The organism is Streptomyces sp. NPDC037203 (assembly GCF_055605065.1).
The window spans coordinates 321610-336550 of the sequence record NZ_JBVJUC010000008.1 but is presented as its reverse complement, the minus strand read 5'-3'; the positions used below and the strand labels follow the sequence as shown (position 1 = coordinate 336550).

Here is a 14941-nt window from a genome sequence, read left to right as displayed (position 1 = left end):
CAGAGGACACTCTTGCAGGCAAAAGTGATCCTTTGCCGCGTTCGTGGGCTTACTCACAGCGGGGGCGGACGGCACCGGAGACGCCGAGGGGGACGCGCCGGTGCGGCGCGTCCCCCTCGGTTGACGGTGGCTCAGCCCTCGCTGACGCCGAGCTTCTCCAGGATCAGCTCCTTGACGCGGGCCGCGTCGGCCTGGCCGCGGGTGGCCTTCATGACCGCGCCGACCAGGGCGCCGGCCGCGGCCACCTTGCCACCGCGGATCTTGTCCGCGATGCCGGGGTTGCCGGCGATGGCCTCGTCCACGGCGGTGCCGAGCGCCGAGTCGTCGGAGACGACCTTCAGGCCGCGCTGGTCGACGACCTCGTCCGGGGTGCCCTCGCCCGCGAGGACGCCCTCGATGACCTGGCGGGCCAGCTTGTCGTTCAGATCGCCCTTCGCGACCAGCTCGGTGACGCGGGCCACCTGCTGCGGGGTGATCGGCAGCTCGTCCAGGGAGGTGCCGGACTCGTTGGCGCTGCGCGCCAGTTCGCCCATCCACCACTTGCGGGCGGACGCCGCGTCGGCTCCGGCCTCGATGGTGGCGACGATCGGGTCCAGCGCGCCGGCGTTCAGGATCGCCTGCATCTCGGTGGCGGAGATGCCCCACTCGGCGAGCAGCCGGGTGCGCCGCACCAGCGGCAGCTCGGGCAGCGCCGCGCGGATCTCCTCGACCCACTCGCGCGAGGGCGCGACGGGGACCAGGTCGGGCTCCGGGAAGTACCGGTAGTCCTCGGCCTCCTCCTTCACGCGGCCCGAGGTCGTGGACCCGGTGTCCTCGTGGAAGTGGCGGGTCTCCTGGACGATGGTGCCGCCGGAGGAGAGCACGGCCGCGTGCCGCATGATCTCGAAGCGGGCCGCGCGCTCCACCGAGCGCAGGGAGTTGACGTTCTTCGTCTCCGAGCGCGTGCCGAACTTGTCGGCGCCCTTGGGCATCAGCGACAGGTTGACGTCGCAGCGCATCTGGCCCATCTCCATGCGGGCCTCGGACACGCCGAGGGCACGGATGACCTCGCGCAGCTCACGGACGTACGCCTTGGCCACCTCGGGGGCGCGCTCGCCGGCGCCCACGATCGGCTTGGTGACGATCTCGATGAGCGGGATGCCGGCGCGGTTGTAGTCCAGCAGGGAGTGGGACGCGCCGTGGATACGGCCGGTGGCGCCGCCGACGTGCGTCGACTTGCCGGTGTCCTCCTCCATGTGGGCGCGCTCGATCTCCACGCGGAAGGTCTCGCCGTCCTCCAGCTGTACGTCGAGATAGCCGTCGAAGGCGATCGGCTCGTCGTACTGGGAGGTCTGGAAGTTCTTCGGCATGTCCGGATAGAAGTAGTTCTTCCGGGCGAAGCGGCACCATTCGGCGATCGAGCAGTTCAGCGCGAGGCCGATCTTGACGGCCGACTCGACGCCGGTCGCGTTGACGACCGGGAGCGCGCCGGGCAGGCCGAGGCAGACGGGACAGGTCTGCGAGTTGGGCTCGGCGCCCAGCTCCGTGGAGCACCCGCAGAACATCTTGGTCTTGGTGCCGAGTTCGACATGGACCTCGAGGCCCATGACGGGGTCGTACGACGCCAGCGCGTCCTCGTACGACACCAGGTCGGTCGTGGTGGTCACGGTGAAAACTTCCCTCTCAGCCCAGCAGGACGTCGTCGTCGCCCAGCCGCTTCAGCTCGCGGTAGAGGATCGCGAGGCCGGTGACGATCGCGACGGCGGAGACCGAGGCGTCGATCAGCCGCAGCGTGTCGTGCTCGGCGCGGGCCTTCTTGATCTGCTTGGTGACACCGATCGCGCCGAACGCGGTGGTGGCCATGGACAGGTACGTACCGGACTTGGACTTCTTGAAGTCCTTGGCCTTGGACAGCTTGCTCACAGCGACGGAGCCTCCTCAAGCAGCGGGTGTCCCCACTTTTCCACGAAGGCGGCCTCGACGGCGGCGCCCACCTTGTACAGGCGATCGTCCTGCATCGCCGGGGCGATGATCTGAAGACCCACCGGGAGGTTGTCCTCCGGGGCGAGTCCGCAGGGCAGGGACATGGCCGCGTTGCCCGCCAGGTTGGTCGGGATGGTGCACAGGTCCGCGAGGTACATCGCCATCGGGTCGTCGACGCGCTCGCCGATCGCGAAGGCAGTGGTCGGCGTCGTCGGGGAGACGATCACGTCGACCTGCTCGAACGCCTTTTCGAAGTCCCGCGTGATGAGGGTGCGGACCTTCTGCGCGGAGCCGTAGTAGGCGTCGTAGTAGCCGCTCGACAGGGCGTACGTGCCGAGCATGATGCGGCGCTTGACCTCGGGGCCGAAGCCGGCCTCGCGGGTCAGGGAGGTGACCTCCTCGGCCGAGCGCGTGCCGTCGTCGCCGGTCCGCAGGCCGTAGCGCAGGCCGTCGAAGCGGGCGAGGTTGGAGGAGCACTCGGACGGCGCGATCAGGTAGTACGCCGACAGCGCGAGGTCGAAGGACGGGCAGTCCAGCTCGACGATCTCGGCGCCCAGTTCCTTCAGCAGCTCGACGGACTCGTCGAAGCGCTGGATGACGCCGGCCTGGTAGCCCTCGCCGCGGAACTGCTTGACGACGCCGACGCGCATGCCCGCCACGCTGCCGTTGCGGGCGGCCTCGACCACCGGCGGGACCGGGGCGTCGACGGAGGTGGAGTCCATCGGGTCGTGGCCCGCGATGACCTCGTGCAGCAGGGCCGCGTCCAGGACCGTGCGGGCGCAGGGGCCGCCCTGGTCGAGGGAGGAGGAGAAGGCGACCATGCCGTAGCGGGAGACCGCGCCGTAGGTCGGCTTCACACCGACGGTGCCGGTGACGGCGGCCGGCTGGCGGATGGAGCCGCCGGTGTCGGTGCCGATGGCGAGCGGCGCCTGGTAGGAGGCGAGCGCGGCGGAGGAGCCGCCGCCGGAGCCGCCGGGGATCTTGGTGAGGTCCCAGGGGTTGCCGGTCGGGCCGTAGGCGCTGTTCTCGGTGGAGGACCCCATGGCGAACTCGTCCATGTTGGTCTTGCCGAGGATGACGACGTCGGCGTCCTTGAGGCGCTTGGTGAGCGTCGCGTCGTACGGCGGGATCCAGCCCTCCAGGATCTTCGAGCCGACGGTCGTGGGCACGCCCTCGGTGGTGAAGATGTCCTTGAGCGCGAGCGGGACGCCGGCCAGCGGGCCGAGCTTCTCGCCGCGGGCCCGCTTCTCGTCCACGGCGCGGGCCTGGGCGAGGGCGCCCTCGCGGTCGACGTGCAGGAAGGCGTGCACCTTCTCGTCGACGGCCTCGATGCGGGCGAGGTGGGCCTCGGTGACCGCGACGGCCGTCAGCTCGCCGGAGGCGATCTTCTCGGCGATCTGCGCGGCCGTGAGCTTGATGATGTTGTCCGTCATGGTCACTCCTCCCCCAGGATCTGCGGCACCTTGAAACGCTGCTGTTCCTGGGCGGGGGCGCCGGAGAGCGCCTGCTCGGGGGTGAGCGAGGGACGGACCTCGTCCGCGCGCATGACGTTCGTCAGCGGGAGCGGGTGCGAGGTCGGCGGTACGTCTTGGTCGGCGACCTCGCTGACGCGGGCGACCGCGCCGATGATGTCGTCGAGCTGGCCGGCGAAGTGGTCGAGTTCTTCGGGCTTCAGCTCCAGACGCGCCAGCCGGGCGAGGTGGGCGACCTCCTCGCGCGTGATGCCAGGCATGCAGCGATCCTCTGGGTGAGTGTGTGTGGTTTGGAGCCAATCCTATGGGGCGGGGTGGCCCGGCCGTTAAACGGTTTCCCCGCGGGCCCGCGCCCGGTGGTGCCGGCCGTCACCGGGCGGCGCTCTCCAGGGAGGATTGTCGTACCGCTCCCCTCGCCAGCAGGGGCCATCTCGCGGATGCCAGGAGGGGCCATCTCGGGAAGGGCGGGCCCGCCCCGGACACGCGATCCGCTCAGGCCGCGAACAGGAGCGCGGCGCAGACGAGGACGGCCACCGCGGTGGCGAAATGCACCCCGAACGCGACGGCCTTCCGTCCGCCGTGCCGCAGGACCGTCACGGTGTCGAGGAGCGGTATGAGGGCCACGCAGAGCATGAACCACGCCTCGGCGCGCGCGCCGGCGAACGCCAGCAGGGCGAGGCCGATGAGACCGAGGGTGCCGTCCCTGCCGCCCTTGACCGCCAGATAGGCGCCGGCGTCGCCCGCGGGGTCGGCGGGGACGCCGTAGCCCGCGGCGGCCGGGCCGGGCTGGAACCAGAAGCGGTAACCGAGGAAGAGGCAGAACAGGTCGAGCAGGACGGCCAGCGTGTAGGCGGCGGTGGTCATGACGTCTCCCGTCGATTTGGCTAGCGGCGCTAGCAACACGAGTGACGCTAGCAGAGCACCGATAGATTGCCTAGCGTTGCTAGAATTCCGGATATGACGATCCAGACGCGCCGGGAGCGCGAACGAGCCGAGCGCAGGCAGCTGATCGTGACGGCCGCGCGGGAACTGGCCGAGGCCGAGGGCTGGGACGCGGTGACCACACGCCGGCTGGCCGCCGAGATCGAGTACAGCCAGCCCGTCCTCTACAGCCACTTCAAGGGCAAGGACGCGATCATGGCGGCGGTCGCGGTCGACGGCTGCGCCGATCTGGCGGCGGAGCTACGGCGGGCCCGCGCGGGTGCGGACGGCGTCCGGGGCTCGCTCGCGGCGGTCGCCCGGACCTACACCGCCTTCGCCCGGCGCCGCCCCGCCCTCTACGACGCGATGTTCACCCACCTGGTGGACCTGCCGTTCGCCACCCCCGAGGCCCCGGCCCCCCTCCAGGACGCCTTCGGTGAGCTGCTGGCCGCGGTGGCGCCGGTCTCGGCCGAGGAGGAGGCCGGCCTGCTGACCGAGACCTTCTGGGCCGCCCTGCACGGCCTGGCCACCCTGGTGCGCAGCGGCCGGCTGCCTAAGGGGGCGCACGAACGGCGCCTGGAACTGCTGGTGGACCGGTTCGCGCACGCGGGGTCGGCGGGAGGGTAGGAAGGCGTACGCCACCGGGTGCCGGCGGACTCGCGGCCGACCGGTGCGCGGGACCGCCCGGCCGCCGCCCGGGGTCGCGGCCGGCCGCGAGAGACTGCGGCCGGCAGGTTCACGCCGGGCCCTAGGCGGACGGCTTACGGCCTCCCGCCGTCGCCGGGGGCGGGCCGCTCGCGCCCGGAACCGGCGCCTCGCCCTCGGGCAGCGGGCGGCGCGTGGGCGAGCCGACACTGCTCTGGCGGAAGCGCAGCCACGCCGTCGTCTCCTCCGGCGGCATCGCCGCGGCCACCAGCCACCCCTGCACCGCGTCGCAGCCCAGGTCCCGCAGCCGCTCCCAGGTCTCGTCGTCCTCCACGCCCTCCGCGACCACGAGCAGCCCCAGGGAGTGCGCGAGGTCGATGGTGCAGCGCACGATCTCCGCGTCCTCCGCGTCCACCGCGAGACGGGCCACGAAGGAGCGGTCGATCTTCAGCTCGCTGACCGGCAGCCGCCGCAGATGCACCAGGGAGGAGTACCCGGTCCCGAAGTCGTCCAGGGACATCTTGACGCCGTGCCCGGTCAGCGCCGCGAGGGTGTCGGCGGCCCGCTGCGGGTCCTCCAGCAGGACGTGCTCGGTGATCTCCAGCTGCAACGCGCCCGCCGGCACCCCGTGCCGGGCCAGCCGCGCGGCGACCGAGCCCGCGAATCCCGGTGTGTGCACATCGCGCGGCGAGACGTTGACCGCGACCGGCACCCGGATGCCCTGCGCCCGCCAGCGGGCGACCTGTGCGAGGGCGGTCTCCAGGACGTACTCGGTGAGATGGGGCATCAGCCCGGAGGACTCGGCGATCGCGATGAACTCGTCCGGCGGCACCTTCCCGCGCTCCGGGTGCACCCACCGCACCAGCGCCTCCAGACCGGCCACCTGGCCGTCGAAGCGCACCTTGGGCTGGTAGTGCAGCTGCACCTCGCGGGCGTCCAGCGCCCGGCGCAGATCGCCGAGCAGACCGAGCCGGTCCGGGGTGTTGGAGTCCCGCTTGGACTCGTAGACCTCGACGCCCGTACGGTCCCGCTTCGCCTGGTACATGGCCACATCGGCCCGCCGCAGCAGCCCCTCCGCGTCCATCGCGTGGTCCGGGAAGACGGCGACCCCGGCGCTCGCCTCCAGGACGAGGGTGAGGCCGTCCAGGTCGAGCGGGGAGCTGAGGGCGGCCACCAGGCCGCGGGCGACCCGCATCGCCGACGTGATGGAGTCGGCTGCAGGAAGTAAGACGGCGAACTCGTCGCCGCCGAGCCGGGCCGCCTCCGCGCCGCGCGGCAGGGCGAGCCGCAGCCGCTCGGCGATCTGCAACAGCAGCCGGTCACCGGCGAGATGACCGAGAGTGTCATTGACCGAGCGGAAACGGTCGAGGTCGATCAGCATCAGCGCGGAGCGGGCGCCTACACGGTCGGCGTCGTCCAGCGCGGTCCAGATCCGCTCCTGGAGCCACTGCCGGTTGGGCAGCCCGGTCAGCGGATCGCGCAACTGCTCCTCGGCGCGGGCGCGGGCCATCCACAGGGCCGAGTCGAGGGCGATGAGGGGGATGGCGGACAGCGGCAGCAGCACCGGCTGGGCCTCCGCGACCACGCAGAGCAGCGGCGCGATGCCGAGCAGCGCCACGGCCACCAGCCCCTGCCGGACCAGCGCCGGCCGGGGGATGCTCGGCAGTCCGTGCTCGCGCGGCGCGGTCAGGTACCACAGCAGGCCCCGGCCGACGGCGAGGTAGGCGAGGGCGGCGAGCACGACCTCGGGCACGGTGGCGAGGCCCCAGGTCTGCGCCCGCCAGGGCTGCTCCACGCTGGGCACCCGGCCCAGCGCGCCGAGCAGCAGGGCGGCCACGACGATGCCGAGGATGTCCGTCGCGCCGTGCAGCACGCCCTGGCGCCAGCGGTGCCGGCGGGCGACGCCGACCAGGACGACGACGGTCAGGCTGACCATGCCGGCGGGCACCCAGCCGTAGAGCAGCAGCACGGCGAGGGTGAGCGCGGCGCCCGAGCCGGTGCCGCCCCACCAGCGGGCGCGGCCCAGCATGACGAGGTGTCCGACGATGATCCCGGTGAGCAGGGCCAGCGACCAGCCGAGGGTGCCGCCCGGGAAGAGGGCGTGGCCGCCGTCGAAGGCGCGGACGAAGCCGGCGGCCAGGACGAGCGCGGCGGCCGCCGTGACGGCCGCGGGCAGTGCGGGCCAGGGCACCGGCCGGCCGGACTCCGGCCCGGCACCGAGGCCGACGCCCCCGCCCGCCAGGCCGGGCGCGGGTTCGATGGCGAGGGGCACGCGGGTGCCCGGCGCGCCGGCGGGGCCGGCCATGGCCGGGTGGACGCGCGGGCCGGTACGACCGCCACCGCGTCCGGGCCGCAGGATCTCCCGCCAGGCGAGCGCGCGGCGGCGCAGGCGCAGCCGTGAGTCCGGGGCGACGCTCTCGGTCGGTTCCATTCCCGTCCCTCTCACAGCCGGCGGTGCCCACGCCACGCGGCCCGATGTCCGACACCATCGACGGCTTCGCGCTGAAGAAACCCTCGCCGCGCCCGCGGCGGGCAGGGAAACGCCCCCGTCCGCCGCCGGGCACGGCAGGTGCACAACTCAACACTAGGCCGCGCGGGGCTTCCACGGGCACCGGTCGTCGGCGGTTGCCCGAATGCGCCCGGCGCCACCCGTATGCAACTGGTATGCGCCGAACGGGTGGCCTTCAACCGCTACTCCTCGGTCGGAAGCGCGGCCTCCGTCGCGGCCTCGGGACCCTGCTCCAACAGGACGCCGAATCCGTCCTCGTCGAGCACCGGAACCTTCAATTGCATGGCCTTGTCGTATTTCGATCCCGGATTGTCACCAACAACAACGAAAGAGGTCTTCTTCGAAACCGAGCCGGTCACTTTGGCACCCCGGCTCTGGAGCGCCTCCTTGGCGCCGTCCCGCGTGAAGTCCTCCAGCGTGCCGGTGACCACGACGGTCAGCCCCTCCAGCGGACGCGGACCCTCCGCCTCCCCGCTGACCTGGTCCTCCAGCGGAACCCCCGCGGCCTTCCACTTGCGGACGATCTCGCGGTGCCACTCCTCGGCGAACCACTCCTTGACCGCGGCGGCGATGATGGGTCCGACGCCGTCGGTGGCCGCCAACTCCTCTTCCGTGGCCTGTTCGATGCGGTCGACGGAGCGGAACTCGCGGGCGAGGGCCTGGGCGGCGACCGGGCCGACATGCCGGATGGACAGCCCGTTCAGAAAGCGGGCCAGCGGGCGGGACTTGGCCGCCTCGATGTTCTCCAGCAGGGCGAGGGTGTTCTTCTTGGGTTCGCCCTTCTGGTTGGCGAAGACCGTGACGACCTTCGCCTCGCCGGTCTTGGGGTCGTGCTTGGGCAGCCCGCTGTCCGGGTCGAGGACATACGCCTTGATGGGCAGCAGCTTCTCCACCGTCAGGTCGAACAGGTCGCCCTCGTCCACCAGCGGCGGGTCGGCCGGCTCCAGCGGGCGGGTGAGGGCGGCGGCGGCCACCCCGCCGAAGTGCTCGATGTCCAGGCACTCGCGGCCCGCGAGGTAGGAGACGCGCTCGCGCAACTGGGCCGGGCAGCTACGGGCGTTGGGGCAGCGGAGGTCGATGTCGCCCTCCTTCATGGGCCGCAGCGGGGTGCCGCACTCGGGGCACTCGCCGGGCATCACGAACTCCCGCTCGCTGCCGTCGCGCAGGTCGACCACCGGGCCGAGGATCTCCGGGATGACATCGCCGGCCTTGCGGATGACGACCGTGTCACCGATCAGCACGCCCTTGGCCTTGACGACCTCCTGGTTGTGCAGGGTGGCGAACTCGACCTCGCTGCCCGCGACGGTGACCGGCTCGACCTGGGCATACGGCGTGACCCGGCCGGTGCGGCCGACGCCCACCTTGATGTCGACGAGCTTGGTGTTGACCTCCTCCGGCGCGTACTTGTAGGCGATGGCCCAGCGGGGGGCGCGCGCGGTGGAGCCGAGGCGGCCCTGGAGGCGGATCTCGTCCAGCTTGATGACGGCGCCGTCGATCTCGTGCTCCACGGAGTGGCGGTTCTCGCCGTCGTAGTGCGCGATGAACCGCCGGACGCCGTCGAGGCCGTCGACCACCCGGTTGTGCGAGGAGGTGGGCAGGCCCCAGGACTTGAGGAGGTCGTACGCCTGGGACAGGCGGGTCATGCCGCTGAAGCCCTCCAGGGCGCCGATGCCGTGCACCACCATGTGCAGGGGGCGGGTGGCGGTGACGCGGGGGTCCTTCTGGCGCAGCGAACCGGCCGCCGCGTTGCGGGGGTTGGCGAAGGGCTTGTCGCCGGCTGCGACCAGGCGCTCGTTCAGTTCGAGGAACTTCTCCATCGGGAAGTAGACCTCGCCGCGGATCTCCACCAGGTCGGGGACCTTGTCGCCGTCCAGCCGGTCGGGGATGTCCGCGATGGTGCGCACGTTGGGCGTGATGTCCTCGCCGGTGCGGCCGTCGCCGCGGGTCGCGGCGCGGGTGAGGCGGCCGCGTTCGTACGTGAGGTTGACGGCGAGGCCGTCGACCTTCAGCTCGCACAGGAAGTGGTACTTCTGGTCCCCCAGTTCGCGGGCGATGCGGTCGGCCCAGGCGGCCAGTTCCTCGTCGTTGAAGGTGTTGTCGAGGGAGAGCATGCGCTGGCGGTGCTCGACCGCGGTGAACTCCGTCTCGTACGACCCCGCGACCTTCTGGGTGGGCGAGTCGGGGGTGCGCAGTTCGGGGTACTGCTCCTCCAGTGCCTCCAGGGACTTCAGGAGCTGGTCGAACTCCGCGTCGCTGATGACGGGAGCGTCCTTCACGTAGTACCGGAAGCGGTGCTCCTCGATCTGCTCCGCCAGCTGCGCGTGCCTGTCGCGGGCCTCGGCGGGCACCGCCGTGGTCTCCGCCTGCTTGTCGCCGGCCACCGTGTTGTCCTCCCGTTACTCTGGGTTGTCCGCGAGGGATCTCGCCGCCCGGACGCAATGGGCGAGCGCCTGGCGCGCGTAGGCGGGGGAAGCGCCCGCGAGACCGCACGCCGGGGTGAGGGTGACCGCCTCGGCGAGCAGGCCCGGATGCAGCCCCAGCCTGCGCCACAACGTCCTGACACCCATGACGCTACCGGCAGGGTCTGACAATGGGCCGTCCGTGCCGGGTACGACACCGGCGAACAGCCGGGTGCCTGCCTCGACGGCCTCGCCGATCGCGTCGTCGTCACGTTCGGTGAGCAGCGTGAAGTCGAACGACACGGCGTCGACACCGGCCCGGCGCAGCAGGGCGAAGGGCACGTCGGGGGCGCAGGAGTGGACGGCGACCGGGCCGTCCGGGTGGGCGCCGACGACCTCCCGGAGGGTGTGTTCCACGACCTGGCGGTCCACGGCGCGGTGGGTGCGGTAGCCGCTGGCGGTGCGGACCTGGCCGCGCAGCACCGCGGTGAGGGAGGGCTCGTCGAGCTGGAGCAGCACGCGGGCGCCGGGGACGCGGCGCCGGACCTCGGCGAGGTGGAGCCGGAGCCCCTCGGCGAGGGAGCCGGCGAGGTCGCGGCAGGCGCCGGGGTCGGAGAGGGCGGCCTCGCCGTTCCTCAGCTCCAGGGCGGCGGCGAGCGTCCAGGGCCCGACCGCCTGCACCTTCAGGTCGCCCTCGTAGCCTTGCGTGAACTCCTCCAGCGCGTCCAGGTCCTCCCCGAGCCAGGCGCGCGCCCGCCGGGTGTCCCGCCCCGGCCGGTCCCCGATCCGCCAGCCGCTGGGCTCCACGCGCGCGTACAGCTCGACCAGCATCCCGGCGGTCCGGCCCAGCATGTCCGCGCCGGGCCCGCGGGCGGGCAGTTCGGGCAGGTACGGGAAGTCCTCGAAGGATCCGGTGACGGTCTTGACGGCCTCGCGCGCGTCCCCGCCGGGCATCGACCCGACGCCGGTGGCGCCCGCGAACCTGAACCCACTCATCTCGCTCACCCCGGCAGCGTAAGCCGTCACGGCCGCGGCCTGGGAACCGCCCGGACCTGCGGGGAGGCCGGAGACCGCGGTGAACGGGCGCGTTACCGGAAGGGTCCCGGCACCGCCCCGCTCACGGACCGCCGTTCACCGTCCGCCGCTCACCGTCCCGGTCGTACCGTCAGATCGTTGACCTCGGCGTCCCGCGGGAGGTCCAGCGCCATCACGATCGTGGTGGCCACCGACTCGGGATCGATCCACTTGCCGGCGTCGTACTCCTTGCCCTCCTGCTGGTGCACCTTGGCCTGCATGGGGCTCGCGGTGCGGCCCGGATACACGGAGGTGACGCGGACGCCCGCGGCGTGCTCCTCCTGGCGCAGGGCGTCGGCGAGGGCCTTGAGGCCGTGCTTGGAGGCCGCGTACGCGCCCCAGCCGGCGTGCGCGGCGAGGCCCGCGCCGGAGTTGACGAAGAGGACGTGGCCGCGGGCCGCGCGCAGCTGGGGCAGCAGGAGGCGGGTCAGCTCGGCGGGGGCCAGGAGGTTGACGTCGAGCTGGTGGCGCCAGGACTTGGGGGTCAGCTCGCCCACCTCGCCGAGGTCCACCACGCCGGCGACGTGCAGCAGGGAGTCCACCCGGTCGGGCAGCGCCTGGTGGGAGAACGCCCAGGAGAGCCGGTCGGGTTCGGCGAGGTCGCCGACCAGGGTGCGGGCGCCGGGAAACTCCGCGGCCAGTTCCTTCGCGCGTCCCGCGTCCCGCGCGTGCAGCACGAGTCCGTCTCCGCGCGCGTGCAGCCGGCGGGCGACGGCCGCGCCGATGCCGGAACCGGCCCCGGTGATCACATGTGTAGCCATACCCGCCATGCTCGCATCAGCGGGTGCCGAGCTGCTCCTCCAGGTAGGCGAGGGCGCCGGCCGGCTCCTCGGCGAAGAAGACCAGCTCGGCCAGGGGGCGGGGCAGGAAGCCCTCCTCCTCCATGCGGCGGAACTGCTCGCGCAGCCCGTCGTAGAACCCGGCGGTGTTCAGCAGCACCACCGGCTTCCGCGTGCGCCCGTGCTTCTTCAGCTCCAGGATCTCGGTGGCCTCGTCCAGCGTGCCGGTGCCGCCCACCATGACGACGACGGCGTCGGCCTTCTCCAGGAGCAGCTTCTTGCGCTCGGCGAGGTCGGCGGCGATCACCATCTCGTCGGCGGCGGGCCGCGTCCTGTTGGCCAGGAACTCCACGGACACGCCGACCAGCCGGCCGCCCGCCTCCTCCACCCCGTCGGCGACGACCTTCATCAGACCGACGTTGGAACCGCCCCAGACCAGGGTGTGGCCGCCCTTGCCGAGCAGCTCGGCGAACTCGCGGGCGGGGCGGGTGTACCGCTCGTCGAGGTCGGCGGCGGAGAGGAAGACGCAGATGTTCATGGCCTCTACCGTACGCGGGAGGAACCCGGCGCCGTACGCGGGAAGAACCCGGCGCCCGGCGGCGCTGTCCTGGTATGGCCGAAGGACACACCATCACCATCGAGTCCGGCGAGCGGCACGTGCGCGTGGTGCACGGCGACCAGGTGCTCGCGGAGACCGACCGCCCCCTCGTCCTGCGCGAGACGGGCTGCCCGGACCGCTACTACATCCCGGCCGGGGACGTACGGCTCGACCTGCTGACCCCCTCCGGGACCCACACCGTCTGCCCCTTCAAGGGCACGGCGTCCTACTGGTCGCTGCCGGACGCGCCCGATCTCGCCTGGGCGTACCCGGAGCCGAAGCCGGACGTCGCGGCGATCAAGGACCACCTCTGCTTCTACGAAGCCGACGTGTCGTGACCGACGAGTCGGGCCTCGTGCGGCAGTCTGCACCGACATGGACAAGAGGACGACTTCACGCGACGGAACCCCTCTCGCCTACGCGGTGACCGGCCGGGGGCCGGTGGTGATCCTGGTGAGCGGCGCGATGTCCACCGGCGGCACCCTGGCCCCGCTGGCCGAACGGCTCGCGGACCGGGTGACGGCCGTCGTCTACGACCGCCGGGGCCGCGGCGAGAGCGGCGACACCGCGCCGTACGCGGTGGAACGCGAGATCGAGGACCTGGCCGCGCTGCTCGACGCGGCCGGCGGGGACGCCGCGCTGTTCGGCGTCTCCTCCGGCGGCGCGCTGGTGCTTCAGGCGGCGGCGAGCGGGCTGCCGGTCACCCGTACGGCGGTGTACGAGGTGCCGTACGCGGACCATCTGCCCGGCGGCGCCGAGCGGGAGGCCGAGTACAAGCGGAACCTCGGCCGGGCGCTCGCAAAGGGCCGGCGCGGGGACGCGGTCGAGCTGTTCCTGCGGCTCACCGGACTCGGCGAGGAGATGATCCGGCGTGCCCGGCAGTCCCCCATGTGGCCCGGCCTGGAGGCCGTCGCGCCGAGCCTCGCGTACGACGACGCCGTGATGGGCGACGGACTGCTCCCCCGCGACCGCCTCGCGGCCGTCTCCGTCCCCCTGCTGGCCATCGCGGGCGGCGCGAGCCCCGAGTGGATGCGAGGGGCCGGCCGGGACATCGCGGACGCGGTGCCCGACGGCGCGTACCGGGTCCTGGAGGGTCAGACCCACATGGTGGAGCCGGAGGTGCTGGGCCCGGTCCTGGCCGAGTTCTTCACGGCCTAGCCGGGGTCACACCGCCGTCGTCGCCCGCGTCGTCGAGGCGATCGTGGCCGAGCCGACGACGCGGGTGCCGTCGTAGAGCACGATCGCCTGGCCGGGGGCGACGCCGCGGACCGGTTCGGTGAAGGTGACGCGCAGTTCGCCGTCGACCGGCTCGGCCCGCACCTCGGTCTCGCCGCCGTGGGCGCGCAGCTGGGCGGTGTAGGTGCCGGGGGCGGTGGGGGCGGTGCCGCACCAGCGGGGCTTGATCGCCGTGAGGGCGGTGACGTCCAGGGCGTCGGCCGGGCCGACGGTGACGGTGTTGGTGACCGGGGAGATGTCGAGGACGTAGCGGGGCTTGCCGTCCGGGGCCGGGGTGCCGATGCGCAGGCCCTTGCGCTGGCCGATGGTGAAGCCGTACGCCCCCTCGTGCGTGCCGAGGCGGGTACCGGACTCGTCCACGATGTCGCCCTCGGCCTTGCCGAGCCGCTGGGCCAGGAAGCCCTGGGTGTCGCCGTCGGCGATGAAGCAGATGTCGTGCGAGTCGGGCTTCTTGGCCACCGCGAGGCCGCGGCGCTCGGCCTCGGCGCGGATCTCCTCCTTGGTGGTGACCGTGTCGCCGAGCGGGAACATGGCGTGCGCGAGCTGCTTCTCGTCCAGGACGCCGAGGACGTACGACTGGTCCTTGGCCATGTCGGAGGCGCGGTGCAGCTCGCGGGAGCCGTCCTCGCGGACGATCACCTTGGCGTAGTGGCCGGTGCAGACGGCGTCGAAGCCGAGGGCGAGCGCCTTGTCCAGGAGCGCGGCGAACTTGATCTTCTCGTTGCAGCGCAGGCAGGGGTTGGGGGTGCGGCCGGCCTCGTACTCGGCGATGAAGTCCTCGACGACGTCCTCGCGGAAGCGGTCGGCGAGGTCCCACACGTAGAAGGGGATGCCGATGACGTCGGCGGCGCGGCGGGCGTCGCGGGAGTCCTCGATGGTGCAACAGCCCCGCGCGCCGGTGCGGAAGGACTGGGGGTTGGCGGAGAGCGCGAGATGGACGCCGGTGACGTCATGGCCGGCTTCCGCGGCGCGCGCGGCGGCGACGGCGGAGTCGACCCCACCGGACATGGCGGCGAGGACGCGGAGGGGGCGCTGCGGGGTCTCAGTCATAACGCTTCCAGGGTACGGGGCCGCGGGGACCGGGCGGCCGGGTGCGGGCGGGGTACCGGCCCCGGAAAAATCATGGACGAGGCCCTTTATGTCTGGTATGGGCGGGCTTATGGTGGTCGTAGACCTACGAGACGAGTGAGGGAGTCCAAGCGGAGTAGCCGACGTCAGCGAGAGACCGCGAGGGATCCGCTGGTGCCGACGTCGACGCTCGGGCTGAGAGGCCGGATGGTCGTAGACCGGAAGGCGACCTCCAGACACCTGATCCGGACAATGCCGGCGAAGGGAACCCGCCTCGT

General features: G+C 72.5%; 14 protein-coding genes. 3 read left to right on the top strand and 11 right to left on the bottom strand.

From position 1 onward, the window contains the following. Window positions 1–131 precede the first annotated feature (131 nt). The 5 genes from gatB to ACZ7EC_RS23205 all read right to left on the bottom strand — a co-directional run bounded on the left by gatB (window position 132) and on the right by ACZ7EC_RS23205 (window position 4298). Complete coding sequence (gene gatB / locus ACZ7EC_RS23225) at window positions 132–1646, bottom strand: Asp-tRNA(Asn)/Glu-tRNA(Gln) amidotransferase subunit GatB (protein WP_471065259.1); 1515 nt, start codon at window positions 1644–1646, stop codon at window positions 132–134. A 16-nt stretch (window positions 1647–1662) separates the two neighbouring features. After that, complete coding sequence (locus ACZ7EC_RS23220; RefSeq protein ID WP_471065257.1) at window positions 1663–1902, bottom strand: hypothetical protein; 240 nt, start codon at window positions 1900–1902, stop codon at window positions 1663–1665. Continuing rightward, window positions 1899–3395 carry an Asp-tRNA(Asn)/Glu-tRNA(Gln) amidotransferase subunit GatA gene (gatA, locus tag ACZ7EC_RS23215; protein ID WP_471065256.1) on the bottom strand — a complete coding sequence of 499 codons (1497 nt, stop codon included), beginning with the start codon at window positions 3393–3395 and terminating at the stop codon, window positions 1899–1901. The genes ACZ7EC_RS23220 and gatA overlap by 4 nt, the downstream gene beginning before the upstream one ends. Window positions 3396–3397: 2 nt before the next feature. After that, the gene (gene gatC / locus ACZ7EC_RS23210; RefSeq protein WP_006130840.1) at window positions 3398–3694 is read right to left on the bottom strand and encodes an Asp-tRNA(Asn)/Glu-tRNA(Gln) amidotransferase subunit GatC; all 297 of its coding nucleotides are present in this window, start codon (window positions 3692–3694) and stop codon (window positions 3398–3400) included. Between the two features lie 232 nt (window positions 3695–3926). Then, window positions 3927–4298: a DUF4267 domain-containing protein gene (locus ACZ7EC_RS23205; protein WP_471065254.1), complete on the bottom strand. Its 372-nt coding sequence runs from the start codon at window positions 4296–4298 to the stop codon at window positions 3927–3929. A 93-nt stretch (window positions 4299–4391) separates the two neighbouring features. Here ACZ7EC_RS23205 and ACZ7EC_RS23200 point away from each other — a divergent pair, with 93 nt between their 5' ends. Continuing rightward, window positions 4392–4982 (top strand): TetR/AcrR family transcriptional regulator, encoded by a 591-nt coding sequence (locus ACZ7EC_RS23200; RefSeq protein WP_471065253.1) that lies wholly within the window; start codon window positions 4392–4394, stop codon window positions 4980–4982. A gap of 121 nt (window positions 4983–5103) precedes the next feature. On the opposite strand, the gene ACZ7EC_RS23195 is transcribed toward ACZ7EC_RS23200, so the two are convergent. From ACZ7EC_RS23195 to ACZ7EC_RS23175, 5 genes are all read right to left on the bottom strand, one after another. Then, entirely contained in the window at window positions 5104–7431 is a 2328-nt protein-coding gene (locus ACZ7EC_RS23195; RefSeq protein ID WP_471065251.1) for a putative bifunctional diguanylate cyclase/phosphodiesterase, read from the bottom strand. Window positions 7432–7691: 260 nt separating this feature from the next. Further along, entirely contained in the window at window positions 7692–9890 is a 2199-nt protein-coding gene (gene ligA / locus ACZ7EC_RS23190; protein WP_471065249.1) for an NAD-dependent DNA ligase LigA, read from the bottom strand. A 15-nt stretch (window positions 9891–9905) separates the two neighbouring features. Then, window positions 9906–10904: a methionine synthase gene (locus tag ACZ7EC_RS23185; RefSeq protein ID WP_471065302.1), complete on the bottom strand. Its 999-nt coding sequence runs from the start codon at window positions 10902–10904 to the stop codon at window positions 9906–9908. Between the two features lie 149 nt (window positions 10905–11053). Beyond that, entirely contained in the window at window positions 11054–11752 is a 699-nt protein-coding gene (locus tag ACZ7EC_RS23180) for an SDR family oxidoreductase (RefSeq protein WP_471065247.1), read from the bottom strand. Window positions 11753–11759: 7 nt separating this feature from the next. Then, window positions 11760–12299: an LOG family protein gene (locus ACZ7EC_RS23175; RefSeq protein ID WP_471065245.1), complete on the bottom strand. Its 540-nt coding sequence runs from the start codon at window positions 12297–12299 to the stop codon at window positions 11760–11762. 74 nt (window positions 12300–12373) lie between these two features. On the opposite strand from ACZ7EC_RS23175, the gene ACZ7EC_RS23170 reads away from it, so the two are divergent. Continuing rightward, window positions 12374–12697: a DUF427 domain-containing protein gene (locus ACZ7EC_RS23170; protein WP_471065243.1), complete on the top strand. Its 324-nt coding sequence runs from the start codon at window positions 12374–12376 to the stop codon at window positions 12695–12697. Window positions 12698–12734: 37 nt separating this feature from the next. Beyond that, entirely contained in the window at window positions 12735–13517 is a 783-nt protein-coding gene (locus ACZ7EC_RS23165) for an alpha/beta fold hydrolase (protein WP_471065242.1), read from the top strand. Between the two features lie 6 nt (window positions 13518–13523). On the opposite strand, the gene mnmA is transcribed toward ACZ7EC_RS23165, so the two are convergent. Further along, window positions 13524–14645, bottom strand: coding sequence for a tRNA 2-thiouridine(34) synthase MnmA (mnmA, locus tag ACZ7EC_RS23160; RefSeq protein WP_471065241.1), 1122 nt, complete (start codon window positions 14643–14645; stop codon window positions 13524–13526). Between the last annotated feature and the right edge of the window lie 296 nt (window positions 14646–14941).